This is a genomic window from Dyella sp. SYSU CM1112 (assembly GCF_058216415.1).
Genome location: NZ_JBZEGI010000010.1, coordinates 1 through 23937 on the forward strand (window position 1 = coordinate 1; position 23937 = coordinate 23937).

Annotated in this window: 28 protein-coding genes and 1 pseudogene; 7 read left to right on the top strand and 22 right to left on the bottom strand. The window is 59.1% G+C overall.

Annotation, left to right across the window (positions count from 1 at the left end; genetic code table 11):
• The 7 genes from AC4HNJ_RS14355 to efp form a co-directional block, all read right to left on the bottom strand.
• The coding region (locus AC4HNJ_RS14355) for a GTP cyclohydrolase, FolE2/MptA family (protein WP_490480278.1) at positions 1 to 529 on the bottom strand (529 nt) is incomplete at its 3' end.
• 152 nt (positions 530 to 681) lie between these two features.
• On the bottom strand, positions 682 to 1551 hold the full coding sequence (locus AC4HNJ_RS14360; protein WP_490480279.1) for a squalene/phytoene synthase family protein: 870 nt from the start codon (positions 1549 to 1551) through the stop codon (positions 682 to 684).
• Entirely contained in the window at positions 1548 to 2222 is a 675-nt protein-coding gene (gph, locus tag AC4HNJ_RS14365; protein WP_490480280.1) for a phosphoglycolate phosphatase, read from the bottom strand. Before gph ends, AC4HNJ_RS14360 begins: the two co-directional genes overlap by 4 nt.
• A complete protein-coding gene (gene ubiG, locus AC4HNJ_RS14370) occupies positions 2219 to 2926 on the bottom strand; it encodes a bifunctional 2-polyprenyl-6-hydroxyphenol methylase/3-demethylubiquinol 3-O-methyltransferase UbiG (RefSeq protein ID WP_490480438.1) in 708 nt (235 codons plus the stop codon). Before ubiG ends, gph begins: the two co-directional genes overlap by 4 nt.
• A 33-nt stretch (positions 2927 to 2959) precedes the next feature.
• Entirely contained in the window at positions 2960 to 3214 is a 255-nt protein-coding gene (locus AC4HNJ_RS14375; RefSeq protein ID WP_490480439.1) for a YciI family protein, read from the bottom strand.
• A gap of 11 nt (positions 3215 to 3225) precedes the next feature.
• Positions 3226 to 4569 (bottom strand): TRZ/ATZ family hydrolase, encoded by a 1344-nt coding sequence (locus AC4HNJ_RS14380; protein WP_490480281.1) that lies wholly within the window; start codon positions 4567 to 4569, stop codon positions 3226 to 3228.
• A 124-nt stretch (positions 4570 to 4693) separates the two neighbouring features.
• Positions 4694 to 5263 carry an elongation factor P gene (efp, locus tag AC4HNJ_RS14385; RefSeq protein WP_490480282.1) on the bottom strand — a complete coding sequence of 190 codons (570 nt, stop codon included), beginning with the start codon at positions 5261 to 5263 and terminating at the stop codon, positions 4694 to 4696.
• A gap of 85 nt (positions 5264 to 5348) precedes the next feature.
• Here efp and epmB point away from each other — a divergent pair, with 85 nt between their 5' ends.
• Both epmB and AC4HNJ_RS14395 read left to right on the top strand, forming a co-directional pair.
• A complete protein-coding gene (gene epmB / locus AC4HNJ_RS14390; protein WP_490480283.1) occupies positions 5349 to 6362 on the top strand; it encodes an EF-P beta-lysylation protein EpmB in 1014 nt (337 codons plus the stop codon).
• A 235-nt stretch (positions 6363 to 6597) separates the two neighbouring features.
• Positions 6598 to 8652, top strand: coding sequence for an EAL domain-containing response regulator (locus AC4HNJ_RS14395; RefSeq protein ID WP_490480284.1), 2055 nt, complete (start codon positions 6598 to 6600; stop codon positions 8650 to 8652).
• Positions 8653 to 8739: 87 nt separating this feature from the next.
• Here the strand turns inward: AC4HNJ_RS14395 and rplS are convergent, their stop codons facing one another.
• From rplS to AC4HNJ_RS14435, 8 genes and pseudogenes are all read right to left on the bottom strand, one after another.
• Positions 8740 to 9102 (bottom strand): 50S ribosomal protein L19, encoded by a 363-nt coding sequence (rplS, locus tag AC4HNJ_RS14400; RefSeq protein ID WP_490480285.1) that lies wholly within the window; start codon positions 9100 to 9102, stop codon positions 8740 to 8742.
• Between the two features lie 18 nt (positions 9103 to 9120).
• Entirely contained in the window at positions 9121 to 9906 is a 786-nt protein-coding gene (trmD, locus tag AC4HNJ_RS14405; RefSeq protein ID WP_490480286.1) for a tRNA (guanosine(37)-N1)-methyltransferase TrmD, read from the bottom strand.
• 21 nt (positions 9907 to 9927) lie between these two features.
• Positions 9928 to 10443: a ribosome maturation factor RimM gene (gene rimM / locus AC4HNJ_RS14410; RefSeq protein ID WP_490480287.1), complete on the bottom strand. Its 516-nt coding sequence runs from the start codon at positions 10441 to 10443 to the stop codon at positions 9928 to 9930.
• Between the two features lie 3 nt (positions 10444 to 10446).
• Positions 10447 to 10698: a 30S ribosomal protein S16 gene (gene rpsP / locus AC4HNJ_RS14415; RefSeq protein WP_490480288.1), complete on the bottom strand. Its 252-nt coding sequence runs from the start codon at positions 10696 to 10698 to the stop codon at positions 10447 to 10449.
• Positions 10699 to 10824: 126 nt separating this feature from the next.
• Positions 10825 to 12207: a signal recognition particle protein gene (ffh, locus tag AC4HNJ_RS14420; RefSeq protein ID WP_490480289.1), complete on the bottom strand. Its 1383-nt coding sequence runs from the start codon at positions 12205 to 12207 to the stop codon at positions 10825 to 10827.
• A gap of 125 nt (positions 12208 to 12332) precedes the next feature.
• On the bottom strand, positions 12333 to 12812 hold the full coding sequence (locus AC4HNJ_RS14425) for an SdpI family protein (RefSeq protein ID WP_490480440.1): 480 nt from the start codon (positions 12810 to 12812) through the stop codon (positions 12333 to 12335).
• A pseudogene (locus AC4HNJ_RS14430) lies at positions 12813 to 12977 on the bottom strand (DUF1648 domain-containing protein); the annotation flags it as partial. It abuts the gene before it with no gap.
• Positions 12974 to 13261 (bottom strand): autorepressor SdpR family transcription factor, encoded by a 288-nt coding sequence (locus AC4HNJ_RS14435; protein ID WP_490480290.1) that lies wholly within the window; start codon positions 13259 to 13261, stop codon positions 12974 to 12976. The gene AC4HNJ_RS14435 and the pseudogene AC4HNJ_RS14430, both read right to left, overlap by 4 nt.
• Positions 13262 to 13381: 120 nt before the next feature.
• Between AC4HNJ_RS14435 and AC4HNJ_RS14440 the strand changes: the two genes are divergently transcribed.
• On the top strand, positions 13382 to 14191 hold the full coding sequence (locus AC4HNJ_RS14440; RefSeq protein WP_490480291.1) for a cytochrome C assembly family protein: 810 nt from the start codon (positions 13382 to 13384) through the stop codon (positions 14189 to 14191).
• A gap of 6 nt (positions 14192 to 14197) precedes the next feature.
• Here the strand turns inward: AC4HNJ_RS14440 and radA are convergent, their stop codons facing one another.
• The 7 genes from radA to AC4HNJ_RS14475 form a co-directional block, all read right to left on the bottom strand.
• Positions 14198 to 15577, bottom strand: a complete 1380-nt coding sequence (gene radA, locus AC4HNJ_RS14445; RefSeq protein ID WP_490480292.1) for a DNA repair protein RadA — start codon at positions 15575 to 15577, stop codon at positions 14198 to 14200.
• Between the two features lie 69 nt (positions 15578 to 15646).
• Positions 15647 to 16735 (bottom strand): alanine racemase, encoded by a 1089-nt coding sequence (alr, locus tag AC4HNJ_RS14450; RefSeq protein WP_490480293.1) that lies wholly within the window; start codon positions 16733 to 16735, stop codon positions 15647 to 15649.
• Positions 16736 to 16875: 140 nt separating this feature from the next.
• Entirely contained in the window at positions 16876 to 18267 is a 1392-nt protein-coding gene (locus AC4HNJ_RS14455) for a replicative DNA helicase (RefSeq protein WP_490480294.1), read from the bottom strand.
• Positions 18268 to 18509: 242 nt separating this feature from the next.
• Positions 18510 to 18962 (bottom strand): 50S ribosomal protein L9, encoded by a 453-nt coding sequence (gene rplI / locus AC4HNJ_RS14460; protein WP_490480295.1) that lies wholly within the window; start codon positions 18960 to 18962, stop codon positions 18510 to 18512.
• A gap of 206 nt (positions 18963 to 19168) precedes the next feature.
• Positions 19169 to 19399 (bottom strand): 30S ribosomal protein S18, encoded by a 231-nt coding sequence (gene rpsR, locus AC4HNJ_RS14465; RefSeq protein ID WP_074552179.1) that lies wholly within the window; start codon positions 19397 to 19399, stop codon positions 19169 to 19171.
• Positions 19400 to 19414: 15 nt separating this feature from the next.
• Entirely contained in the window at positions 19415 to 19843 is a 429-nt protein-coding gene (gene rpsF, locus AC4HNJ_RS14470; protein WP_490480296.1) for a 30S ribosomal protein S6, read from the bottom strand.
• Between the two features lie 226 nt (positions 19844 to 20069).
• Positions 20070 to 20396: a HesB/IscA family protein gene (locus AC4HNJ_RS14475; RefSeq protein WP_490480297.1), complete on the bottom strand. Its 327-nt coding sequence runs from the start codon at positions 20394 to 20396 to the stop codon at positions 20070 to 20072.
• A gap of 120 nt (positions 20397 to 20516) precedes the next feature.
• Between AC4HNJ_RS14475 and asnS the strand changes: the two genes are divergently transcribed.
• Genes asnS through AC4HNJ_RS14495 form a run of 4 tightly spaced genes read left to right on the top strand, consistent with a single transcriptional unit; the run spans position 20517 to position 23860 of the window.
• On the top strand, positions 20517 to 21917 hold the full coding sequence (gene asnS, locus AC4HNJ_RS14480; RefSeq protein WP_490480298.1) for an asparagine--tRNA ligase: 1401 nt from the start codon (positions 20517 to 20519) through the stop codon (positions 21915 to 21917).
• Positions 21918 to 21929: 12 nt separating this feature from the next.
• Positions 21930 to 22721 carry a hypothetical protein gene (locus tag AC4HNJ_RS14485; RefSeq protein ID WP_490480299.1) on the top strand — a complete coding sequence of 264 codons (792 nt, stop codon included), beginning with the start codon at positions 21930 to 21932 and terminating at the stop codon, positions 22719 to 22721.
• The gene (locus tag AC4HNJ_RS14490) at positions 22718 to 23044 is read left to right on the top strand and encodes a hypothetical protein (RefSeq protein WP_490480300.1); all 327 of its coding nucleotides are present in this window, start codon (positions 22718 to 22720) and stop codon (positions 23042 to 23044) included. Before AC4HNJ_RS14485 ends, AC4HNJ_RS14490 begins: the two co-directional genes overlap by 4 nt.
• Positions 23045 to 23068: 24 nt before the next feature.
• Positions 23069 to 23860, top strand: coding sequence for an SDR family oxidoreductase (locus AC4HNJ_RS14495; protein WP_490480301.1), 792 nt, complete (start codon positions 23069 to 23071; stop codon positions 23858 to 23860).
• Positions 23861 to 23937: the final 77 nt, after the last annotated feature.

The window sequence follows — 23937 nt, forward strand, 5'->3', positions numbered from 1 at the left end:
TGAATTGCTCCTGGATCAGCTGCCGCGACAGGGCCGCCGAGGCCGGACAAGTGGAGGAATAGACCACTTCCGTGCCCAGTTCCAGACGAAAGCCTTCGGCGCACAGACTGGCTTCGAGCGATACCGGGTAGGCGCGCCAGCCGCTGTTGCCGCTGCGCAAGGCGGGGCGACGAATCAGCTGGTCAAAGCGCAAGCTCAAGCGCGCCCGGTCGGCCAAGTCCTTGTGCGAATCCAGAAAGGCGCGCAGCAGTTCTTCCAGCATGGCGGCATTGACGGGCCGGGCGCTGAGGTACTGGTCGACCAGCAGGTACAGGCGCGACATATGGATGCCGCGCCGGTCCGGCCGCACCAGGTTAACGAAAGCACCCACCTGGGCGCTGCTGCGCTGGGGCTGACCGTCGCCAGCGTCGAACAGTACCGGCGTCTCGATACCGTCCATGCCGACCCAATCCAGCGCGCCGATCAGATGCGGCTGCGCCTGCGTGGCAACGTCGGGCATCAAACGAACGGTGTTTTCATGGGTATGCATGAGGTATTCCTAAATGGAGCCCTCCTTGGATACCGAGGAAGGGCTGCGAAGCATGCGCCCGCCTCGAAAAATGAGGCAGTTCTTGCGGCAACGCGGCATATTTTGGGGCAGTCGAGCCTGTCACAACAGGTCCACACAGGAAACAGTGCGTTTTACTTGCTACCGGTGCGTGACACATGTCCCTGCCAGTGCCGTGCAGCCTTCCATGCCCGCAGCGTGACTCGCAACCCGGCGGCAGACTCGCCCACCTGCAACACTTTCAAGGGTTCGCCGGCCTTTATTGCCTTCCATACCAGGCGCTCCCCTGTATTGGCCTCCAACGCCCGAAAGACGCTGAGAGGGCCTGTCATAGCAGCCGCCTCTCGCCATGCCGCCGCAAGGTCGTCCAATTGCGCTTTGATTGCCTGGGAGCGCGCCTCACTCTGTTGCCGCAACGCCGAACGGCTAAGACCGAACCGAGCCAGGCGGGCCATGGGTAGAGGCAATCGGTCTCGCTCGGCTTCCTCTTGCAGGCGACGCAATGCATGCAGCAGATGGCTCAGGGTCGCCACATGTGCAGCGCGTGCTGGGGATGCAGCTTCTCCGTACCACCATGATGTTTCCAGCGTGGCAAGCGCGCCGTGCAGGGCCGAAGCGGCACTGAGCTGGGCGGCAAAATCCACGGCTGTCCCCTCTTCCAATTGCGCCATGGCGGCCAGCACAGGGGCCAGCCAACGTTCCGAAGGTAGCGCATGTGCCCGTTCGTCATCGAATAACACACGGGTCAAAGGGTGTCGTCCACCACTGGCGGATGCTCCGCTCAATTCCTCCGCCCACCAGTTGAGCTTGGTGGCAGCCACCTGGGGTTCCCGGATGCCGTAGGCCGCAGAGAGCAGTTCCTGTTCGAGCGCTGCCAAGGCGATATGCCCCGGATATTTCCCTGGCTCCACAAAGACCAGCGCTACGCGCTGCTGCGGCTGTATGGCAAGCCACTTGTCGACGTAGCTCTGCAACGCGCCATGCAGGGAAGTCTGTTCGCTCACGCCATGACCTTCAACTTGAGCATGTCGGCCAGCTGGCGCGGATGGTCGACCACTGCATCGGCTCCCCATGCATGGGGATCACCGCCATCCAGATAGCCCCAGTGCACCGCTACGGTATACAGCCCTGCGTCCCGCCCTGCCTGCACATCGCGACGATCGTCGCCGACAAAAACGCATCGCTGGGGATCAAGCCCAGCACGTTCACATGCCAGCAGGACCGGGGCGGGATCAGGTTTGCGAACCGGCAGTGTGTCACCGGACACCACGGCGCAAACACGCGCTCCCCACCCGATCTGCTGCACGAGATCGTCTGTGAGATAGCCTGGCTTATTGGTAACAATGCCCCAGGACATCCCACGCTCTTCCAATGCATCCAACAACGCGTCGATGCCATCGAAGGGGCGCGTGTGGACGGACATCATCGAGTGATAGAGCTCAAGATAACGCGGCATACGCTCGAACAAGGACTCATCGGCCTCATCGAAGGCGCAACGCAGAATGGCGCGAGAGCCGCGCGACACCACCTGGCGCATCATCGTATAAGGCGGCACCGCAGCCCCGACTTCGTCGCAATAAGCAGCCAATGCCGCGTGAAGATCCGGCGCACTGTCGAGCAAGGTGCCATCCAGATCGAACAAAACCCCTTGGGGCGAATCGGGTAGCAGCTTCATGCAGGTTTGCGCGCGCACATAAGGTAATTGACGGCCGTCAAACGACTCAGCCAAGCCCTGCGGGTCACCGGGTTGTATCCCAGGCCGCTTACGTCTTCCAGTTCCAAGCCCGCATGACGCAGCAGACGTGCCAATTCCGAAGGCTTCAAGAACTGCGCATAATGGTGCGTGCCGCGCGGAAGCATGTGCGTGACGTACTCCGCCCCAAGGATAGCCGCAGCAAAAGCAACCGGCGTGCGATTGAGGGTGGACATGAAGACCCGTCCGCCCGGTTTGAGCATAGCGGCAAGGTCCATCACCAGCGCGGCAGGATCCGGGACATGTTCGATCAGCTCCATGCAGCACACGGCATCGAAACTACCCGGTTCGGTCGCGGCCAGATCGGCCGATGATTGCTTGCGGTAATCGACCTTGAGATTCGATTCGTGCAGGTGCAGTCGCGCGATTTCGATGACCTTCAAGCCGAGATCGATACCAACGACGTCAGCTCCGGCGCGCGCCAACGCTTCGCTCAGCAAGCCACCGCCGCAGCCCACATCGGCGACACGCGCACCACGCAATGGCACTCGCTTCGCGACATAGTCGGTACGCACCGGATTGAGGTCGTGCAGTGGCCGCGATTCGCCATCTGGATCCCACCAGCGCGCAGCCAGTTTGTCGAAACGTGCGATTTCATCGTGACTGACGTTCTGAGTCGCTTGCATCATAAATTGAAGGCTCCGGCGCACCTGCTCACTCTAGCGCGCATTCCATTCGTAAATCGTGATATCCCAGCCACCGCTGGTATGCGCCGGATCGCTGTGCGCGATCTCTAATGCCTGTTCCATCGATTCGGCACGCAACACATAGGCACCCCCCGAGTGATCGCCAAAAGGACCAGACAGGTCGTTTCGACCTTGCGTGCGCAACGATTCCAGAAATTCTTTATGCAGAGGCACGACCGCAGGGTCGACATGGGAACGTCGAAACAACATGACGAGATAATGCTTCATTTCGGCTGTGCTCATGCCGGATCCAGTGCGGCAATACGCTCTCGCCAAGCATGGGTGCGTGCAAGGATGCCCGCTACGTCCATGTCGACCAATTGGCGATCCGCCAGCTTGCGCCTGCCGGCGATCCAGACATCGCTGACCTGATGCCGCCCCGTGGCGTAAATCAATTGCGAAACAATGTGGAACAAGGGTTGGGTTTCGAGATCGCTGAGACGTATCGCCGCCAGATCCGCTTGTTTTCCTACTTCGATCGAGCCGATGTCACGCTCAAGCCCCAATGCCTTCGCTGCCTGGATGGTCGCCGTACGCAGCGCGTAGCCGGCGTCGAAGGCCGCAGCATTCTCGGCCACCGCCTTTGCCAGTAGAGCTGCGGTACGGATCTCGCCGAACATATCCAGGTCGTTGTTCGAGGCACAGCCATCGGTACCCAGCGCAACGTTCACCCCGGCCTTGCGCAGCTTTTCCGCCGGGCAGAAACCCGAAGCAAGCTTGAGGTTGGATTCCGGACAATGCACGACCGACACACCGGCCTCGGCGCACGTGGCGATTTCACTGTCGGTGAGCTGCGTCATGTGCACGGCGATCAGGCGATCATTGATCACACCTAATTTTTGCAGCCGCTGGAAGGGGCGCAGTCCGGTTTTCTTGCGCTCTTCCTCGACTTCATGTGCTGTTTCGTGCAGATGCAGATGCACTGGAATGTCGAGCTGATCGGCCAGGACACGAATACGCTCGAACGAGTCGTCAGAAACCGTGTACGGAGCATGCGGCGCAAAAGCCGTGCGAATCAGCGGATCGCTGCGGAAACTGTCATGCGTTTCGCCGGCACGCTCGAAATATTCGTCCTGGGTACGTGCCCATCCGGATGGAAACTCGATGATGGGCAAACCGATCACGGCACGAAAACCGTACTTGCGATAGGTCGCGCCAATGGCGTCTGGAAAGAAGTAGTTTTCGTTGGCACAGGTCGTGCCCCCGCGCAACATCTCGGCGATAGCTAGCTCTACGCCATCGCGAACGAACTCAGGCCCCATCACCTTGGCCTCTACAGGCCAGATGTGTTGCTGCAACCAGACCATCAACGGCAAATCGTCAGCAAGGCCACGCATCAATGTCATCGGATTGTGCGTATGCGTATTGATAAGTCCGGGAATCAGTACGTGCTCGCCCAATACCACGCGCTCGCGCGGTGCGTAAACCGCATCAGCTTGGGAGCTCGGCATGATGGCAACGATGCGGCCAGCATCGATCGCTACGGCGTGATGTTCGAGCACCTGATCGCCGGGTTCGACCGGCACGATCCAGCGAGCTTCGATAAGTAAATCAACTGACTGCGGAACGATCTGGCTCGTCATAGTGGCTTTTTGGGGATTGATATGAATCGGGGCGGCACATCTTACGATGCCCGCCCCGATGATTCGTTTCACCTCACCGCTTTCCCGTCTCCTTCGAAGAAGACGAAAGAAAAGCGATGCATCATCACTTCACGCGACTGACGTACTCGCCCGAGCGGGTGTCGACCTTGATGACTTCATCCTGGCTCACGAACAGCGGCACGCGCACGACTGCACCCGTCTCAAGCTTGGCAGGTTTGCCGCCACCGCCGGAGGTATCGCCGCGCAGGCCGGGATCCGTCTCGACGATTTTCAGTTCCACGAAATTGGGCGCCTGTACCGAGATCGGACGACCATTCCACAGGGTCACCACACACTCTTCCTCGCCTTTCAGCCATTTGGCCGCCTCCGCCATGGCGGCCACGTCAGCCTGATGCTGTTCGAACGACCCGTCGAGCTTCATGAAATGCCAGAACTCGCCGTCGCTGTAGAGATACTGCATATCGGTATCGACCACGTCGGCACCCTCGAACGATTCGCTCGACTTGAGGGTTTTTTCCGTAGTGCGGCCATTGAGCAGATTGCGGATCTTGATACGGGTGAAGGCCTGGCCCTTGCCCGGCTTGATGAACTCCGCGTCGGTGATGATATAGGGATCATTATCGACGATGATCTTCACACCGGTCTTGACGTCATTGAGACCATAGCTGGCCATGCACTTCGCTCCGAAATAAAGGAAACCGCTGACCTCAGCGGTTAAAATGGTTCTTCAGGGCCTTCCAGCCCATATAGAGCCCTCTATGATAACCGCAAGCCCTGGCGCCCGCATTACACCGACCAGCCAAGCTGACTGGCGGCAGCTTTGGCGCAACGCGATCACGGACGCCCGCGAACTGCTCGACCTGCTTGGATTGAGTCACTTGGCCGGTCGTTTGCCGGCCGACGATGCCGGTTTTGCACTGCGGGTACCGCGTGGCTTCGCAGCCCGCATGCGCCACGGCGACGCAAATGACCCATTGCTGCTGCAGGTACTGCCTCAACTCGTGGAACTGGAACAGCGGCCGGGCTTTGTGCTGGATGCGGTAGGAGATCTCGCGGCGCGCGAAGCCAAGGGGGTTTTGCATAAATACCAGGGCCGCGCGTTACTGATTGCCAGCGGTAGCTGTGCTATCAATTGCCGCTACTGTTTCCGCCGTCACTTTCCCTATGGCGAGGAGATTGCCGCCGCAGGGCAGTGGCAGCAGGCGCTCGACCACCTCCGCGGGGACGCATCCATCCACGAGCTCATCCTTTCGGGCGGCGATCCGCTGGCCTTGACCACCGCCAAGCTGGAAGAACTTGGGCGCAATCTCGTCGACATGCCGCAGGTTTTCCGCCTGCGCATCCATACCCGGTTGCCGGTGGTACTGCCCGAGCGGATCGATACGTCTTTCATCGAATGGCTGCGTTCTCTCCCGTTACAGAAAGTTGTCGTGCTGCATGCCAACCACGCCAACGAGTTCGACGAGGAAGTAGACGCGGCGTGTGCGCGTCTGCGGGAAGCAGGCGCCACACTGCTCAATCAATCCGTGCTTCTGCGTGGTGTCAATGATGATGCTGCGGCACTTGTGTTGTTGTCCGAGCGCATGTTTGCAGCAGGTGTGCTGCCGTATTATTTGCATCAACTCGATCGCGTGCAAGGCGCGGCTCATTTTGAAGTAACCGATGCAGAAGCGCGGTCCCTGATTGACGCCATGCGCAGCCGGCTGCCCGGCTACCTCGTACCGAAATTGGTGCGCGAGGTGGAGGGCGATCCATCCAAGCGGGCACTCTGAGGCGTTGCACCCTCCAGAACTAGCCCTGCGAAAGCTTGTCCCAGGAGCGACTTGGGGTCACGCCGAAGACACTAAGTAGTCATCTCGCGCATGCGCTTCGTCACTCATTCGCATTCGTCGTGCGAATTAACGCTGGCGAGGCTCGCCGGAATCCGCTAAAACAAAGCGGTAGTGCCGGCTAGCCCTCGGATGCCTTCCGCGCGAGCAGCCCTCTCCAAGGAAGCACGACGCGCCCATGAAGACAGACTCCGTTATCAAGATCCTCTTTGTCGAAAACTCGGTCGAGGATGCGGAACAAATTATTACCCTGCTTCGCAATGCTGGTATTGCGGTGCGCCCTGCGCGAGCCACTACCGCCGAACAGTTTCATGCAACGCTCGAAGAGCTAGGTCCGGATCTGGTGCTGTTCAATCCCGGCGTATCGGGTATGCCGCTGCGCAATGTGGCACAGCAGATCGAAGCCACCTCTCGCGATATCGCCTTGATCGCCTGCGTCCCCAAGATCGACGATCAAAGCGTGGCAGAAATGTTTCAGGACGGCGTACAAGGGGTCGCTTCACGCAGCCAGCCCAAACAGTTGATCACGGTAGTGAAGCGTGAGTTCGATGCGCTTAACACCCGCCGCCAGGTACGCCGCCTCGAATCGGCGCTACGCGAATCGGAGCGTCGTTGCGATGCGCTGCTGGATTCGTCCAACGACCCCATTGCCTATGTGCATGAAGGTATGCACGTACGCGCCAATCGCTCCTATCTCGACACGTTTGGCTACGCCGACTACGACGATCTGCTGGGGCTGCCGGTATTGGACCTGATCGGCCCAACGGACGCCGACGCTTTCAAAAATCTGCTGCGCGCGCTGTCGCGCGGCGAGAAGGCCGAATATCGCCTGGAATTGCACGCTCGCCGAGCCGATGGCGGCACGTTTCCCGCCACGGCGGAATTTGCGCATGCCACGTTCGAAGGTGAGCCGTGCTTGCAGATCGTGTTTCGTCGCCAGCAAATCGATCCAGCCTTGGTCGAGCAGTTGCAGCGTGATCCAGTTACGCGCTTGTTCAACCGTGCGCGCACGCTGGAATACATCGATAGCGCGGTCGCCGCCGCCAGCGAAGGTCGAAAGGGCCAGAGCCTGCTATTGATCGAACCGGATAACTGGACGCCCATCGTCAACGGTATCGGCCTGGGCAAAGCCGATGAACTGTTGGCAGCTTTCGCACATCGCGTGAGCTCACGGCTTGGACAAAGCGACGTCGCTGGCTTGCTGGGCGATCACACGGTCGGTGTGATTTTGCATACGGAAGTCGATGAGGCGATCCACCAATGGATCAAAGGTTTGCAACAGGTGATTGCAGAAGAAATCTTCGATCTGGGCACGCAGTCGATCACGTTGACCGTCAGCATTGGCGGTAGCCTTCTGGGCGAGAAGAACGCCAATACGGATATGCTACTGAATCAGGCGGGCCAGGCATTGCGCAGCGCGCAGAGCCAGGGTGGCAATCGCAGCGAACTGCACGATCCCGCTGCGCGGGAAAAGGCCGATGCGGAACGCGAGCGCAACTGGCTCAATCTGCTGCGCCAGGCGCTCACGCAAAACGAGTTTGTGCTGTATCACCAACAAACGATCAGCCTGCAGGATGCCGAGGGCGATTATTCGGAAATCCTGCTGCGTATGAACGGCCCTCAGGGAGAGGTATCACCTGGCTTCTTCATGCCGATTGCCGAAAAATACGGCCTCAATGCCGAAATCGATCGCTGGGTGCTGAACCAGGCCATCCTCGCACTCAAGGCGCGTGACCGGCTTGGCATTCCTACTACGTTCTTCGTCAAGCTCACAGCCGACTCCATGCAACCGCAGGCCAATTTGCTGCCATGGATGGACCGGGCCTTGAAGCAGGCCAATCTGAAACATGGCCGGCTGGTGTTGGAAATGACAGAGAGCAAGGTAGTGACCATGCTTCGACCCGCCCAGGAGTTCATCAACGCCTGGAAAAAGCTGGGTGGGTTCTTTGCGCTGGAACAATTTGGTTCAGGCCTGAATTCCTTCCAGCTGCTCAATCACATCGACGCGGATTATCTGAAAATCGACCGCAGCTTTATGGCCGACCTGCCTCAGCATCCGGAAAATCAGAAGAAGGTCACCGAGATCTGTCAGCAGGCGCACGAGATGAAGCGCATGACCGTGGCGGAATGGGTCGAGGATGCCGCCAGCACATCGCTGCTATTTGCTTGCGGCGTGGATTTCGTGCAGGGCAACTTCTTGCAGGAGCCGCAGGCGCTAGCCGTGAGCACGTGAGGTACGCGAATTCTCTGCTTGAGTGGGAATCAAGCAAAAGCCCCGCGGAACGATCCGCGGGGCTTTTTTGATACTGCCACAGCCGATTTATTCGGCGGTCGAGGCAGCGATGTTTTCCTTGATGCGGGCAGCCTTACCTTCCAGGCCACGCAGATAATACAACTTGGCGCCACGCACCTTGCCCCTGCGCTTCACCTGCACCGACTCGATGCTGGGGCTGTGGGCCTGGAACACACGCTCCACACCCGTACCGTGCGAAATCTTACGCACGGTGAAAGCTGAATGCAGGCCACGATTGCGCTTGGCAATGACAACACCCTCAAACGCCTGCACGCGCTCGCGGTTGCCTTCCTTCACCTTGACGTTGACCACCACGGTGTCGCCAGGGCCGAACTCCGGCAGCTGGCGGGTGATCTGCTCGGCTTCGAACTGTTCGATGATCTTGTTCATGACAACACCTGTCTTTGTTCAATGCTTGCGGTCTTCATCGGCCGCATCGTTTTGCCGTGGCTGCGTCTGGGCACGCTCACGACGGAATTCGTCCAACAATGCGCGGGACTCTTTGTCCAGCGCGCACTGCGCCAATAAATCGGGACGCCTCAACCACGTTCGCCCCAGCGATTGTTTCAGACGCCAGCGGCGAATGGCCGCATGATCGCCGGAAAGCAACACCTCCGGTACGTTACCCAGCGCGTCATGCACTGGTTTCGCGTAGTGCGGGCAATCCAGCAAGCCGTTCGAGAAAGAATCCTGCTCGGCAGACTGCGCGTCGTTCAACGCACCTTCCTGCAAACGGCCCACCGCGTCGATGATTACCGCGGCACCTAGCTCGCCCCCGGACAACACATAGTCGCCGATAGATAGCTCTTCGTCGACCTCATGCGTCAGCAGACGTTCGTCTACGCCTTCGTAACGCCCGCAAAGCAGAGTGATACGCGGCATTTTTGCCAGCGCTTCGACCCTGCCCTGCGTCAGCCGCGCTCCTTGCGGACTGAGGTAAATCACGTGCACCGGTTCCGGTGCTGCCTCACGCACCGCCCTGAGGGTTTTGCGCAAAGGCTCAATCAACATCACCATGCCAGGGCCGCCGCCGCAGGTGCGGCCATCCACGGTACGGTAATTGTCAGTGGCGTAATCGCGCGGATTCCAGGTTTCTACCTGCAGCAATTCACGTTGCTGCGCGCGGCCCACGACACCAACAGCGGCACACTGGCGCATGAAGTCAGGGAACAGTGTGACGACATCAATGCGCATTGGATCCTTCGCCTATACCGCTTAGAAGTCGGGATCCCAGTCCACCACCATGCGTCCACCAGACAGATCTACCGAACGCACATAAACACCCTGGACGAAAGGAATCAGCCGCTCGCGCTCGCCGTCCCTTACCACCACCACATCGTTGGCACCGGTCGCGAACAGATGGCTTACGCGCCCGAGAACCACGCCTTCAGTGGTGACGACCTCAAGGCCTTCGAGGTCGACCCAGTAAAACTCATCCTTACCGGGCGGCGGCAGCAACTCGCGGGCTACGTAAATATCCTGCCCAACCAGTGCCGCCGCGCCATCCCGGTCATCCACCTTTGGCAACTTGGCAATGAGCCCCTTGCCTTGTGGTCGACCGCTGACACCGTTGACCTCCATTTCCCCGCCCGGCGCCATCGTGAGCAGCCAGGGCTGATATTTGAAGATCTGCGTGCGCGGCTCGGTCCAGGATTCGAGCTTGACCCAGCCCTGCACGCCGTACAACCCGACGATGCGCCCGAGCAGGACGCGCCGACTGGCTGCCGTCATTGCTCAGGCAGCCTGCTTGGCTGCTTCCTTCACCAGCGCGGCGACCTTGTCGCTCAACTGAGCGCCCTTGGCCACCCATTCCTGCACACGCACGACGTTCAGTTCCAGGCGCTTGTCCTTGCCGGAGGCAGCGGGGTTATAGAACCCCAGATTTTCGATGCTGCGACCATCGCGCTTGTTGCGCTGATCGGTCACAACGACGTGGTAGAACGGACGGCCCTTGGCGCCGCCGCGCGAAAGACGAATCTTGACCATAGTTGAAAAGCTCCAGAGTGCCGGTATGCCCGGCAAACACGCCCTAGACCGGACGCGGTAAACGCAACATTTTAATGAAATTCGTGGAAAAAGGAAGGGGTTAGCGATTTTCCCCTCCTTTAAGCCTCAGCGCATGGGTGGAAATCCACCGCCCATGCCGCCCATACCTTTCATGGCACCGCGCATCTGCCGCAATAGCCCTTTGGTGCCGCCTTTGGACAACTTGGACATCATCTTTTCCATCTGCATGTACTGCTTCAGCAGACGGTTGACGTCCGCCGGCTGGGTGCCCGAACCGCGCGCTACACGAGCTCGACGCGAGCCATTGAGCAGATCCGGATGACGGCGCTCCTTCTTGGTCATCGAATTGATGATCGCGATCATCCGCCCGATCTCGCCGTCATTGACCTTGGACTTCACGTTATCGGGCAATGAGGAGACACCCGGCAACTTGTCCATAAGGCCGGCCAGGCCACCCATGTTGTTCATCTGCTCAAGCTGATCGCGCATGTCGTTGAGGTCAAAACGCTTGCCCTTGATCACTTTCTGGGCCAGCTTTTGCGCCTTTTCCTGGTCGACCTTGCGCTCCACCTCCTCAACCAGCGACAACACGTCGCCCATGCCGAGGATGCGCTGCGCGACGCGCTCGGGATAGAACGGCTCCAGCGCATCGGTCTTTTCGCCCGCGCCGAGGAACTTGATGGGGCGGCCGGTCACATAACGCACCGAAAGCGCGGCACCGCCCCGGGCGTCGCCGTCTGTCTTGGTCAATACCACGCCGGTGAGAGGTAGGGCTTCGGCAAAAGCCTTGGCGGTGTTGGCCGCATCCTGGCCGGTCATCGAATCAACCACGAACAGGGTTTCGACCGGCGTGATAGCCGCATGCAGCGCCTTGATCTCCGCCATCATGGCTTCGTCGACGTGCAAACGACCTGCGGTATCCACCAGCAGCACGTCAATGACTTCCTTACGTGCCGCAGCGATGGCCGCTTTGGCAATATCGACCGGACTCTGACCGATTTCCGATGGGAAGAATTTCACCTCCACCTGCTCGGCCAACGTGCGCAACTGTTCGATAGCGGCCGGACGATAGACGTCACAGCTCACCACCATTACGCGCTTTTTCTTGCGCTCGGTGAGGAAACGAGCCAGTTTGGCCACCGTGGTGGTCTTGCCCGCACCCTGCAGCCCCGCCATCAGCACCACGGCTGGCGGCTGCTGCGCCAAATTCAATTCGGCGTTGGCGGTACCCATCACGGTGGTCAGCTCCTCGCTGACCACCTTTACCAGGGCTTGGCCTGGAGACAGGCTCTTGAGCACTTCCTGCCCTACCGCGCGAACTTTCACACGCTCGATCAGCGCCTGTACGACCGGCAGCGCCACATCGGCCTCAAGCAGCGCAATACGTACCTCGCGCAGGCTTTCACGAATATTTTCCTCGGTCAGCCGGCCGCGCCCGCGCAGGCGGTTGACGGTGGTGGAGAGGCGTTGGCTCAGCGACTCAAACATGATGGCGAATAGATGGCAGATCGACCGTGAAATATACCAGACCACCCCAGCCACTGGCCGACTTGCAAGGCAACCTGCCGTCATCAGCTGGTGAAGGCGGCCAATCGAGAGACATGAATAAGACGTTATCCATGTCCTTCAACGCGTCGATAAATCCACAGCGAATAGATCCATGGAATGAACAACGCGCCCACTATCGCGATCATCAACCATTTCAACGGCACACCAGCCAGTGCGGCAACGACAACAACCACGCCGGCCAAAACGAAAATCCATCCAGCCATCCGGTGTGTGCGTTCCCATACGGCATCGCTGGCAAGCGTCCACGGCGATCGAATGCCGATAAAGAAATTCTTGCGGAGCTTACCCATATAGTTGCCCATCACCATGAGCAATACGCCAACGATAAGCATGCTTATGAGCGGCATTCGCACTCGGTGCCCAGCTGCATTCAGAAGAACACCCAAGCCTGAAATCAACACAAATGCCTGTACCGCGAGCATGACCATGCTGTAAGCCGCAACAAACGGCTTGATTTCGTAATGCCGCGGCGAAACAGCTGGCAGCAGCACCGTTAGCAGAGCCACGACCACGATGATGATCATCGGCGTGGCTACCGCTCCGATAGGCGACATATAGCCGTCAATTTGACCTTGCGCATTCCAATGCGTAGGAACGCGTGTGGGCATATGGGGGTACAGCCACAGGAAAACCGCAGCCAAAATCAGTAGAAAAAAAACTGACAACAGGAGCGTACGCACAGGTTTCATCGCTTGCCTCCTCGTGCCGCGGCAGATGGAAATAAGTCGAGCACCATGCGGGTGAGATCTTCCATCACAGTGCTGTTGAGTGAATAAACGATGTACTGTCCCCGGCGCTCGGTACGAACAAGATCAGCGTGTTTGAGCACCATGAAGTGATGCGACAGAGACGCGCCGGTGATATCGAATGCTTCGCCGATTTCACCTGCACTCATCGCCGCGCTCTGCAGCCGTTTGAGGATGGCGCGACGGGTAGGGTCTGCAAGCGCGCGAAAAACGGCTTGTTGCTTCATGGCGACACTAACACTCCGGGTCAGGCTATATAGATATTTAGACAATCATCTAAATATTGCAAGTGCCGGACGCTTTGTCGCGTTCACCCCGCTGGCCGCCCTGTGCCACACTTGCACGCCATGCTAGCCGCCCTCTCTATCTTTGCCATCGCCTGCTATCTGCTTGCCAGCGGGCTCCTGGCGCGCCCACTGTTCGGGAGCCATGCCATTGCCCCGGCAAGAGTCGCGCGTTCTGCCTTGGCCATTGCGACCCTCGCCGTACTCGCACATGCGGCTTTATTACTGGCCATGCACCGTGGCGCGCTGGACCTGCATTTCTTTGCCGCGTTGTCGTTGGTCGCCTGCGTTGTATCGGCGTTGACGCTGGTGGTGAATCTCACGCGCCCGGTAGTCGCCTTAGGTGTCATCATCTTTCCGCTCAGCGCTCTCTTGCTGTTCGTTGACAGCTTCCTCGCCCCCCCCACGATGCCGATTGCGATGGATTGGCACATCAAGCTCCATGTAACCGTGGCGCTGCTGGCGTTTGGTGTTTTGTCGATTGCAGCGGCTATGGCGATCTTGCTCGCCATACAGGAACGTGCCTTGCGGCATCGGCAATTGAGCCCATGGTTGAGTGCGTTGCCACCGCTCACCCTGACCGAATCGCTACTGTTCCGCCTGATCGGCGCGGGCTTTGCGCTGCTCACGATAACGCTGCTGACCGGCATCCTGTTCGTACACAACCTATTTGGCCAGCACTTGATGCATAAGACCGTGCTGTCAATCGTGGCATGGCTGGTATTCGGCGCCCTGCTCTACGGACGCTGGCGGCATGGATGGCGCGGGCGCAGTGCCGTTAACCTCACCCTGATCGGCATGGGCGTGTTGGTCTTGGCATTTTTTGGCTCAAAATTCGTGCTGGAAGTGATCCTGCACCGCGCGGTGGATTGAACGCCGTCATCGACAGGCGTCAATTGCCTGCGCCAACCGCTCCACGCCAATCACTTCCATATCGCCCACGCGACCTTTCTTCGGCGCATTCGCCTTCGGCACGATCGCGCGCTGAAATCCATGATGTGCCGCCTCCTTCAGCCGCTCTTCGCCATTCGGAACAGGGCGAATTTCGCCGGACAGCCCGATTTCACCAAAGGCGATGGTCTTCTCCGGCAGCGGGCGGTCACGTAACGACGACAGCACAGCCAGCAGCACAGGTAGATCCGCCGCAGTCTCCTGCACACGGATACCCCCTACCACATTGACGAAAACGTCCTGATCGTAAGCCGCCACGCCGCCATGCCGATGCAAGACCGCCAACAACATGGCCAGGCGGTTTTGTTCGAGACCGAGCGTCACACGTCGGGGATTTCCCAAGGAAGACTGATCGACCAGGGCTTGTACCTCCACTAGCAAAGGACGCGTGCCTTCACGCGTCACCATCACGGCGCTGCCTGAGGTCGGCCCGCTATGCGCGGAAAGGAAAATTGCAGAAGGATTGGGCACTTCCCGCAAACCCTTTTCGGACATCGCAAACACGCCCAACTCGTTCACGGCACCAAAGCGATTCTTGAAAGCGCGTAGCACTCGGAAACGGCTGCCGGACTCGCCTTCGAAATACAGCACCGCGTCGACCATGTGCTCGAGCACGCGTGGACCGGCGATGCCGCCTTCTTTGGTGACATGTCCGACGAGGAACACCGAAGTACCGGTTTCCTTTGCAAATCGGGTCAGCTTGGCAGCCGATTCGCGCACCTGGCTCACCGAGCCTGGTGCTGCGGTAAGCAGCTCCGTCCAGATCGTCTGGATGGAGTCAATCACCAATACACGAGGCCGCGTGGTGGCAACCTGATCAAGGATGCGCTCGATGCCGGTTTCAGCAAGGGCATGCAGCGGCTGCAAGGGCAGATCAAGACGCTGTGCGCGTGCCGCAACCTGAGCCAGTGATTCTTCGCCCGTGACATAGACGCTGGGAAGCTTTTCGCCAAGCTTGCCAAGCATCTGCAACAACAGCGTCGATTTGCCGATGCCGGGATCGCCACCGATCAGCACCACAGAACCATCGACCAGACCGCCGCCCAGCACGCGATCTAACTCTCCGATACCGGTCAATGTCCGCGATTCAGCAGTGACCAGTACGTCCGTCAACGGTGTAATGCGCGCTACACCGTTGGCCACCCCTGCATAGCCACTTTGCCTGGCGGCACCTACGGATTTTTGGGCAGGCTGTACGACGAATTCTGAAAGCGTGTTCCACGCGCCACATTCGACGCATTGACCCTGCCATTTGGTGTGTTCAGCGCCGCAATCAGTACAGACATAGGCGGTTTTGGCTTTGGCCATGAGATAACTTGCGTAAGAGCGTTGGACAGAGCTTAGCCCGCAGCGGTCGCAGCTTGCGAGATCCGCCCGCTACTGCTCGTCCTCCACGAACAGAACGCGGCGCGTCATGCCGCACGTCAGGTCATAACTGATCGTACCGGCTTGAGCAGCCACCAATTCCACCGGTAACTCACTTCCCCACAGCACGACGCGATCACCCACGCGAGCCTCCGGAGCCGTACGCAAATCCACGGTAATGAGGTCCATCGAAACACGCCCAATCAAGGGAACGCGCGTGGTACCCACAAGCACAGGCGTGCCGGTGACAGCGCTGCGTGGATAACCATCGCCATAACCGACGGCGGCAACACCTACTGGCATGTCCTCAGGACATTCCCATAGCCCGTTGTAGCCAATGCGTTCGCCACGCTTAATGGTGTTCACCGCAATCAAGCGTGTAGCCAGTGTCATAGCCGGCTTGAAACCAAAATCGGCTCCACTTTTTCCTTCTACTACGGACAACCCATAAAGCAGCCCCCCTGTACGCACCCAGTCACCTCGCGCATCGGGCCAGCCGAGCACCGCGGCGGAATTGGAAAGCGAGCGTGGGCCGGACAGTCTGCCCGTAGCAACCAGGAATCGCTCGATTTGCTGATGCGTACGGATTCCGCCAAAGACCTCTGACTCGGCAAAATGCGTCATCAAGCCGATCTCCGGATCGATCCCCGCCATCGTCGCCAGTTGTGCATGCACAGTCGCCGCACGCCCAGGGGCAAAGCCGAGGCGATGCATGCCGCTGTCCACCTTCAGCCACACGCGCAGGCGTCCCTGTGCAGCGGAAGCCTCCGACAGCCATTTCAGCTGGCTCTCGTGATGAATGGCTGCGTCAAGCCCGAGGCGCTGCATTTCGGCAATATCGCCCGGTTGGTCAGGTCCCGAGAGCACGACGATACGCTGCCGATGCCCTGCCGCGCGCAAGCGCAAACCATCGCCCAGTGACGCCACCGCAAAGGCATCGGCAGCGCCATCCAATGCACGTGCCACGCGCTCCAGGCCATGCCCGTATGCGTCCGCCTTGACGACGGCCATCACTTTGGCCGGTGCTGACATTGCCTTGATGCGGGCAAGATTGTGGCGTAACGCGTTGAGATGAATGGTGGCAACGGTGGTGCGGCTCATGTTCCGGGACCGATCGAACGTGGAATAAAAGCAAGCTCGCTCGCACCGACACGGTGGCGAACGTTCGTCACATCATAGGTTAACGGCCAACTGGCGTCGGGTCCGGACATTGGCGTGGCAATGTCCGGGCAACATCCTTATCAGAAATGTCCGGTGTAGCTGTCGGGACTATAGTTCTCGAACTTGGTGTAATGGCCCAAGAAGGTCAGCTTTACCGTATCCGTAGGACCGTTACGCTGCTTGCCGATGATGATCTCGGCCAAACCTTTGTCAGGCGACTCCTTGTTGTAGTACTCATCGCGGTAGATGAACATGATGACGTCAGCATCCTGTTCGATAGCGCCCGATTCGCGCAGATCCGACATCATCGGGCGCTTGTCCGCACGCTGTTCCAGCGAACGGTTGAGCTGCGACAACGCGATCACCGGCACATTGAGTTCTTTGGCGAGACCTTTCAAGGAGCGGGAAATTTCTGAGATTTCCGTGGCGCGATTCTCCTTATTTCCCGGCACCTGCATCAGCTGGAGGTAATCGATCACGATCAAACCCAATCCGCCGTGTTCACGCGCCAACCGACGTGCGCGCGAACGCATTTCTACGGGCGACAAGCCTGGCGTGTCATCGATGAAGATCTTTGCTTCAGACAGGAGCGCAATAGCATTGGTGACGCGTGGCCAGTCTTCCTCGGCCAGATCACCGTTGCGCAGATGTTGCTGATGAATGCGACCGACCGAGGAAATCAGGCGGAACGCAAGCTGCGAGGCCGACATTTCCATCGAGAAAACAGCCACCGGTTTTTTCGCACGAAGCGCAGCGGCCTCGGCAATATTCAGCGAAAAAGCGGTCTTACCCATGGAGGGACGCGCCGCGACGATGATCAGATCCGACGGCTGCAACCCGGACGTTAAATTATCCAGATCGGTAAATCCCGTAGAGATACCGGTCAGCTGACCGCGATTCTGGTAGCGCTCATGCAAGAGGCGAAAAGCGTCCTTCACCGCCTCGCGCATCGATACCGTATCTTTCTTGCCACGCGCCCCCGATTCGGCAATGTGGAATACGCGCTGTTCTGCGTTTTCCAGCACTTCCTGCACCGATTTGCCTTCAGGGCGATAACCATCTTCGGTAATGGCGGTGCCCGCGTCGATCAGCTGCCGCAGTACCGACTTCTCCCGCACGATCTCAGCGTAGGCAATGATGTTGGCCGCACTCGGCGTAGCATTGGCCAACTCGACAAGATAACTGGCGCCTCCCGCCATTTCTGCAAGGTCATTGGCTTCAAACCAGTCGCCCAGCGTCACCGCATCGCAAGGCATGCCTTTGTTGGCGAGCTCGGTAATAGCGCGCCAGATCATCCGATGATCCTTGCGATAGAAGTCCTGTTCGCTGAGTTTGTCCGCGACGCGATCCAGGGCGTCGGCCGCCAGCATTAAGCCACCCAGTACGGCCTGTTCGGCATCAATGGAATGCGGGGGCACCCGCAAAGCCTCGATAGCGCTCTGGGCGGATTTGCGTTCGGGCACGAAGGACATGGACATTCCCTGCAGCAAGGAAGACGCGCAAAACCACGCATGCAAACATTAAGTCACGAGCATACGCGGAGGTGTCTCAGGCGTTAAGACAATAAGTCTGTGGATATCTTGTGAGAAGCTGGGGATAAGCCCGGAGGCAAAACAAAAGGCACTGGCGTCGAGGCTCAGTGCCTTTTGTCTGCTAGGGCTTGCGATGTGATCGACGCCAAAACGCCAACCGCTGACCTCAGCTCTTGCGATACTTACTGCTTTTCGCTGACTACGATCACTTTGATCGTGTTCTGCACATCGGCGTGCAAGCTGATCACCGCCTCGAATTCGCCAATATGCCGGATCGGGCCCTCGCCCTGAATGACCTCGCCCTTGTGCACATCATGGCCAGCAGCCTGGAGTGCATCGGCAATCTCGCGCGGACCGACCGAACCGTACAGCTTGCCTTCCGGGCTAGCGTTGGCGGCGATCGTCACGGTCACGTCAGTGAGCTTGTTCCTGCGGGCATCGGCATCGGTCAGCAGCTTGTTGGCCTTGGCCTCGTACTCGGCGCGACGCGTTTCGAACGCAGCCAGATTTTCAGCAGTCACGCGGACGGCCTTGCCCTGAGGCAGCAGATAGTTGCGGCCATAGCCCGGCTTCACCTTGACCTTGTCGCCGAGGTTGCCGAGATTGCGCACTTTCTCAAGCAGAATGAGTTCCATGGGGTATTCCTTGATTCGTTAGCACCGAAATGGCCGATGCAGCCGTGGACGGTTGTCCGAAATCGACATCTCTCCTGAAGGAGAGCAGCGGTGAAATGCCAACCGGATGCGCGTTTACCGCGCACGGCGGTTAACTGAAGTGCTACGCATCCGCTCTCACCGGAATCCTCTCCCCGAAAGGAGAGGACACGGATGCGACGACGTCATCAAACGTCGTGATTGTCGGTGTACGGCAGCAACGCCAGGAAACGCGCGCGCTTGATGGCTGTTGCCAGCTGGCGCTGATAGCGCGCTTTGGTGCCGGTGATACGGCTGGGCACGATCTTGCCGTTTTCGGTGATGTACTGGCGCAACGTATTGAGATCCTTGTAATCGATCTCTTTGACGTTTTCGGCCGTGAAGCGGCAGAACTTGCGGCGGCGGAAGAACTTGGACATGGCTATGGGCTCCTATCAGTCTTCGAGATCGGCGTCGTCACTATCGGCACGTCCGACACGGCGGTCGTCGCCATCAACATCCTCATCACGGCGGCGGGACGACTTGGCATCGTCCTTTTCCTTGCTCTTGAGGATGAAGGACTGCTCGCTCTCGGCCGCATCGCGCTTGATGACCAAGTGGCGCAGCACCGCATCGTTGAAGCGGAAACCTGACTCCAGCTCATTCAGCACGCTCTGGCTCACTTCAATGTTGAGCATCACGTAATGGGCCTTGGCCAAGTTCACGATGGGATACGCCAACTGGCGACGGCCCCAATCTTCCAGACGATGAATCTGGCCGCCATCAGCCGTAATCAGCGCCTTGTAACGCTCGATCATGGCCGGAACCTGTTCGCTCTGATCCGGATGAACCAGGAATACAACTTCATAATGACGCAAGGTCATTGGAAAACTCCTTATGGATGCGACCCTTATGGGCCTCGCAGCCTCCCGCGGATGGCGGTGAGGCAAGGGACTGCCAAGCGTCTCTTTAGGCCAGGCAGAAGCGGGATTGTAAGCGGAGCGAATGAGTCCACGCAAGTTGCTGAATTGATTGAAAGCAACGCGAAATGGCGCCCGAGCCTGCTTCCGAAGGCCTGAACGACCTGTGCGCGAGCCCCCCTGGGTAGCGTCACCCGATGGTAAAACTCTCTCCACATCCGCACTCCCCCGTAGCATTGGGATTGCGGAAGACGAAACTCGCATTAAGCCCCTGGCGTTGAAAATCGATCTCGGTGCCATCGATTAACGGCAGGCTTTTGGTGTCCACGATGACGGCGACCCCGCCGATCTGGAACGTCTGGTCGTCCGCGCTGACGTGATCAGCCAAATCCACGACATAGGCGAACCCGGAGCATCCGGTGCGCTTCACCCCGAACCTGACACCTGCAGCGGCGGGCGTCTGCGCCAGAAACTGGCGCATGCGTTGTTGAGCGGAAGTGGTGATGGAGATAGTCATGGCAACAGCGCGTTCAAATCGACTTTCAGCATGTCGCGGTATGGGCAAGGGCTACATTATCATGCCTGCTTGCCTTCACGCTCATGAGTACATGGGCGCCTCTCCCAGGAGTTTCAATCCATGACGGTGGTCAGCGTCAAACAGGCCCTTTCCGGCAAGCTCGAAGCCGGCAGCGAGATAACCGTACGCGGGTGGGTCCGCACCGTCCGCGAATCCAAGGCCGGCCTGTCGTTCGTAAACATCAGCGACGGCTCTTGCTTCGACCCTATTCAGGCAGTGGTACCCGCCGCGCTGGTCAATTACGAGAGTGAGGTGAAACACCTCACTAGCGGTGCAAGCCTGATCGTCCACGGCACGTTAGTACCCTCCCAGGGCAAGGGCCAGACGTTCGAATTGCAGGCGGACAGCGTCATCGTGACTGGACTGGTCGAAGATCCAAACACCTATCCGATCCAGCCCAAGCAGCACTCGATGGAATTCCTGCGCGAGGTCGCGCACCTGCGCCCCCGCACCAATCTGTTCGGGGCGGTGACCCGCGTGCGTCACACAATGATGATGGCGATTCACCGTCATCTCACGGAGCAGGGTTTCTTCTGGATCAACACGCCTATCATCACTACGTCTGACGCCGAAGGCGCCGGCGACATGTTTCGCCTTTCCACCCTGGATCTGGCCAACCTGCCCCGCGACGACAAGGGCAAGATTGATTTCCGCAAGGACTTCTTCGGCCGCGAAGCTTTTCTCACCGTATCAGGGCAGCTCAACGTCGAGGCCTACGCCCTGGCGATGAGCAAGGTCTATACCTTCGGCCCTACTTTTCGTGCGGAGAACTCCAACACACCTCGCCATCTGGCCGAGTTCTGGATGGTGGAACCGGAAATCGCCTTCGCTGACCTCACCGCCGATGCGGATTGCGCTGAAGCCTTCCTCAAGGCGATCTTCAAGGCCGTGCTCGATGAGCGAGCGGATGACATGGCGTTCTTTGCCGAGCGCGTGCTGCCGGAGGCCGTTACCCGGCTGGAACATTTCATCGCGCAGCCGTTCGAGCGCATTGATTACACGGATGCGATCGACATCCTGAAAAAATCGGGCCAAAAATTCGACTTCCCGGTGACCTGGGGCGTGGATCTCCAAACGGAACACGAACGCTACCTGGCCGAGAAACACATCGGCCGTCCGGTAGTAGTGATGAATTATCCCGAACAGATCAAGGCCTTCTATATGCGCCTGAACGACGACGAGAAGACCGTCGCCGCGATGGACGTACTGGCACCGGGTATCGGCGAGATCATCGGCGGCAGCCAACGCGAGGAGCGATTGGACTATCTGGATCGCCGTATGGCCAAGTTCGGTCTCGATCTTGCCACGTATGGCTGGTACCGTGATCTACGCCGTTACGGCACCGTTCCCCATGCAGGCTTCGGTCTCGGCTTCGAGCGCCTGTTGGTGTATGTATGCGGCCTCTCGAATATCCGGGACGCCATTCCTTATCCACGTACGGCCGGGAGCGCCGACTTCTAATCCGATTTGCCCATGCGTTTCACACTACCCATCACGCTCATCCTTACGTTGCTGCTCGCGGCTTGTCACAGCGTCAAGCTGCCGCTGCCGACCAACCTGCTGCCACAGAGCCCGCCGCCCAAGACGTTGGCCGACGCTAAAAAAGCGCTCGCCGATGCCACCCCGTGCTGCACGAGTTTCGCGGATTTCTCGTACCAGACGCGGCTGCCCTGGCGTCCGCAGCGATTCGAACTCGGTCCCGGTAGCCCAGTGGTGGCCATCAACGGCGCGCGCAGCTATTTCCTGAGCTTCGTACTGCCAGTGGATGTCAAAGTGCCGTACAAGATCGGGCTGAAATCCGAGCTCACCGGCCGCTCACTGATGGGATCTAGCTACCTGTTCGCGCCGACTGTTGTCCAGCTCGATGCGGCTTTTCAGCCGATCGATTCACAGGACATCAAGCTATGCGAATACATGGGCTGGACTGACAGCGACAGCGGCGCCTTTGGCAGCGTGACAGTCACCGACAAGCGTGCGCGCTACCTGGTGGTTTACAGCTCCGGCAAACAGCAATCGGACAACACTTACTGGGAGCAGTCTGCCAGTACGTTTTCCACCAGCAACAGCACGACGCCTTCCGCGACAACCATCGGCGGAAGTTACAAAATCCACCACGGCCCGGATGGCGTCGTATGGGTAGGCTTGATGGACAAGGCTTACGCGGAGGCCGTGAATGACGCCGTTTGCGGCAAGCCACCGCAAGGAGATGGATTACTGCATTCCCTGCGCACTGATCTGCCTCATCTGAGCTGGAGCAATCTTTGACTCTGGTAACGGTATATATCGGTTTGCTGGTGATTGGGCTTGCCTGCTTTATCACGCATGCCGTGCTGCCGTTCCGCATCGCCAAACGACTGCGTGAAGACTATCCACAGCACTGGAAAGTCATCGTGGACACAGGCGGTGCACAAGCGGCGCACGGGCCCCAACTATGGCTGCGCATGCAACATGTGTTGCGTTCGCCTGCGATTGCCGCCATTGACGATCCGGCTATCACGCGCCTGTGGCGCACCTGGCGCTACAGTCAGTGGCTCGCATGGGCGTCCTGGATTGCGGCGCTGGCTTTGCAATGGCATAGCCGCACGTAATCACGACAACTTCCGGGAGATCGCATGGACTTGAATCTAAGCGGACGTCACGCCCTGGTGTGTGGCGCGTCCCAAGGTATTGGCCGAGCGACGGCCGTTGAACTTGCCGAACTGGGCGCGGACGTTACCTTGCTCGCACGCTCTGCCGATCGCCTCGCCGCACTCGCGGACAGCTTGCCGCGCAAACACGCAAATCAATGTCATGGCTGGCGCAGTGTGGATATGCAAGACACCGACGGGCTGAAGGCAACCTGCGCCGATATCGTCGAGGCCACGCCGGTACACATCTTGATCAACAACAGCGGCGGCCCGCCGGGAGGCCCCATCGAGAGTGCCGAAGCGGTCGCTTTCGAAAGCACGTTCCGTCAGCACGTACTGGCGGCCCATGCCTTGCTGCAGACAGTGCTTCCTGGCATGCGGGGCAATCGTTATGGGCGAGTGGTGAACGTTATTTCAACTTCGGTCAAGGAACCGATCCCCGGCCTCGGTGTTTCCAATACTGTTCGCGCAGCCATGGCGGCATGGGCCAAGACGCTTGCCGGTGAACTGGCTGCCGAAGGCATCACGGTCAACAATGTGCTGCCCGGCTATACGCGTACTGCGCGACTGGATGGCCTGCTGGCTGCAAAAGCCCAAAAGAGTGGCCGGAACGAGCAGGATCTGGCCAAAGAAATGGCTGCCACGGTGCCTGCGCGCCGTTTTGGCGAACCTGATGAAATTGCCGCAGTTATCGCCTTCCTCTGCACGCCGGCAGCGGCTTACGTCAACGGTGTGAGCATCGCGGTGGATGGCGGACGCACCAAAGCTTTGAGCTGATCAAGAACGGGGTGCCCCTCGCTCACGCATACGGTAGCGTCCGGTGCATTCTGCATCTGCAAGCTCTAAGCTTGTAA

What these genes read in the sequence shown, in the direction of transcription:
- gph (WP_490480280.1), bottom strand. Translation starts at nt 2,222, where the DNA reads ATGAAGCTGCTACCCGATTCGCCCCAAGGGGTTTTGTTCGATCTGGAT.
- ubiG (WP_490480438.1), bottom strand. Translation starts at nt 2,926, where the DNA reads ATGCAAGCGACTCAGAACGTCAGTCACGATGAAATCGCACGTTTCGAC.
- AC4HNJ_RS14375 (WP_490480439.1), bottom strand. Translation starts at nt 3,214, where the DNA reads ATGAAGCATTATCTCGTCATGTTGTTTCGACGTTCCCATGTCGACCCT.
- AC4HNJ_RS14380 (WP_490480281.1), bottom strand. Translation starts at nt 4,569, where the DNA reads ATGACGAGCCAGATCGTTCCGCAGTCAGTTGATTTACTTATCGAAGCT.
- efp (WP_490480282.1), bottom strand. Translation starts at nt 5,263, where the DNA reads ATGGCCAGCTATGGTCTCAATGACGTCAAGACCGGTGTGAAGATCATC.
- epmB (WP_490480283.1), top strand. Translation starts at nt 5,349, where the DNA reads ATGATAACCGCAAGCCCTGGCGCCCGCATTACACCGACCAGCCAAGCT.
- AC4HNJ_RS14395 (WP_490480284.1), top strand. Translation starts at nt 6,598, where the DNA reads ATGAAGACAGACTCCGTTATCAAGATCCTCTTTGTCGAAAACTCGGTC.
- rplS (WP_490480285.1), bottom strand. Translation starts at nt 9,102, where the DNA reads ATGAACAAGATCATCGAACAGTTCGAAGCCGAGCAGATCACCCGCCAG.
- trmD (WP_490480286.1), bottom strand. Translation starts at nt 9,906, where the DNA reads ATGCGCATTGATGTCGTCACACTGTTCCCTGACTTCATGCGCCAGTGT.
- rimM (WP_490480287.1), bottom strand. Translation starts at nt 10,443, where the DNA reads ATGACGGCAGCCAGTCGGCGCGTCCTGCTCGGGCGCATCGTCGGGTTG.
- rpsP (WP_490480288.1), bottom strand. Translation starts at nt 10,698, where the DNA reads ATGGTCAAGATTCGTCTTTCGCGCGGCGGCGCCAAGGGCCGTCCGTTC.
- ffh (WP_490480289.1), bottom strand. Translation starts at nt 12,207, where the DNA reads ATGTTTGAGTCGCTGAGCCAACGCCTCTCCACCACCGTCAACCGCCTG.
- AC4HNJ_RS14425 (WP_490480440.1), bottom strand. Translation starts at nt 12,812, where the DNA reads ATGATCATCATCGTGGTCGTGGCTCTGCTAACGGTGCTGCTGCCAGCT.
- AC4HNJ_RS14435 (WP_490480290.1), bottom strand. Translation starts at nt 13,261, where the DNA reads ATGAAGCAACAAGCCGTTTTTCGCGCGCTTGCAGACCCTACCCGTCGC.
- AC4HNJ_RS14440 (WP_490480291.1), top strand. Translation starts at nt 13,382, where the DNA reads ATGCTAGCCGCCCTCTCTATCTTTGCCATCGCCTGCTATCTGCTTGCC.
- radA (WP_490480292.1), bottom strand. Translation starts at nt 15,577, where the DNA reads ATGGCCAAAGCCAAAACCGCCTATGTCTGTACTGATTGCGGCGCTGAA.
- alr (WP_490480293.1), bottom strand. Translation starts at nt 16,735, where the DNA reads ATGAGCCGCACCACCGTTGCCACCATTCATCTCAACGCGTTACGCCAC.
- AC4HNJ_RS14455 (WP_490480294.1), bottom strand. Translation starts at nt 18,267, where the DNA reads ATGTCCTTCGTGCCCGAACGCAAATCCGCCCAGAGCGCTATCGAGGCT.
- rplI (WP_490480295.1), bottom strand. Translation starts at nt 18,962, where the DNA reads ATGGAACTCATTCTGCTTGAGAAAGTGCGCAATCTCGGCAACCTCGGC.
- rpsR (WP_074552179.1), bottom strand. Translation starts at nt 19,399, where the DNA reads ATGTCCAAGTTCTTCCGCCGCCGCAAGTTCTGCCGCTTCACGGCCGAA.
- rpsF (WP_490480296.1), bottom strand. Translation starts at nt 19,843, where the DNA reads ATGACCTTGCGTCATTATGAAGTTGTATTCCTGGTTCATCCGGATCAG.
- AC4HNJ_RS14475 (WP_490480297.1), bottom strand. Translation starts at nt 20,396, where the DNA reads ATGACTATCTCCATCACCACTTCCGCTCAACAACGCATGCGCCAGTTT.
- asnS (WP_490480298.1), top strand. Translation starts at nt 20,517, where the DNA reads ATGACGGTGGTCAGCGTCAAACAGGCCCTTTCCGGCAAGCTCGAAGCC.
- AC4HNJ_RS14485 (WP_490480299.1), top strand. Translation starts at nt 21,930, where the DNA reads ATGCGTTTCACACTACCCATCACGCTCATCCTTACGTTGCTGCTCGCG.
- AC4HNJ_RS14495 (WP_490480301.1), top strand. Translation starts at nt 23,069, where the DNA reads ATGGACTTGAATCTAAGCGGACGTCACGCCCTGGTGTGTGGCGCGTCC.